The following is a 1,000-nucleotide window of genomic DNA, read 5'->3' on the forward strand; positions in this document are numbered from 1 at the left end:
TCCCGGGGGGGCGGGGCGGCGGGGGGGGTATGTTTTGACCCGCCGGGTTCATCACCGGGGTGGGGCGCGGTATGTCGGGGGGTGCTAGCCGGCGCCCGGCTCGGAGGCGGGGACGCGGCCTCGCCGCGCCACCCGGTACGGGTCGACGGGGACGCACCGTGACGGCGGGCCCGTATCTGTCGACCTGTCAGAAGAATGCTACAGGTGGCGGGTTGAGCTGTCCATGGGGAGCCGTAGGTGCGGCTACGGCTGCCGGGAGCCCCGGCCGTAGCGGTCCAGTTCGTGGAAGAAGCCGTCCACGACGGCGAGCTCGCCCCGTGCGGCCAGCGCGTCGTAGACGTACCGGCCGACCGCGAGGTCGAGCACGCCGAGCCCGAACGGCGAGAACACCACCGGCCGGTCGGTCGGCACCCGGACCTTTCCGGCCATCACCTCGTGGAGCGTGCCGTCGATGAAGTCCCGGTTGCCGGTGAGCTGTTCGGTCAGGTGCGGGGAGGTCTCGGCCTTCAGGCAGTGCTCGACGTCGTCCAGCACGTTGGCCGAGGCGAGCAGCACCTCGGGCGCCAGGTCGCGCAGCGAGACGTTGAGCACCACCGGGTTGTGGGAGAACCACGAGGGGTCGGTGAGGTGCGGCTTCGCGGCGACGGTCGCCAGCACCACCAGGTCCGAGGCGCGGACCAGTTCCTCGGCGCTCCCGTGCACGGTGATCCGGGGCGAGGTGCCGGCCCGCTCCGAGCCCGCCCGCTCCGGGTCGGCGCGCTCCAGGTAGGAGCGGAAGCCGGCCGCGTGCTCGGCGGACAGGTCGTGCACCCCGACCTCGTCGAACTCCCAGCCGGTGCGGGCCAGGTAGGTGTGGATGTGCCGGGCGATCAGCCCGGTGCCGATGAAGCCGACCCGCCGCGGCCGGGGCCGGCCGGCGGAGAGCCGGTACGCCCCCAGCGCGGCCCAGGCGGCGGTGCGGGCGGCGCGGATGTTAGAGCTCACCAGGCAGGCGATCGGG

General features: G+C 73.7%; 1 protein-coding gene. It reads right to left on the reverse strand.

From position 1 onward, the window contains the following. Positions 1-243: 243 nt before the first annotated feature. On the reverse strand, positions 244-1,000 hold a 757-nt coding region (locus ACFU6K_RS39660; protein WP_380671628.1), incomplete at its 5' end, for a 2,3-diaminopropionate biosynthesis protein SbnB.

It is taken from the genome of Kitasatospora sp. NPDC057512 (assembly GCF_042802135.1).
Classification (GTDB): domain Bacteria; phylum Actinomycetota; class Actinomycetes; order Streptomycetales; family Streptomycetaceae; genus Kitasatospora.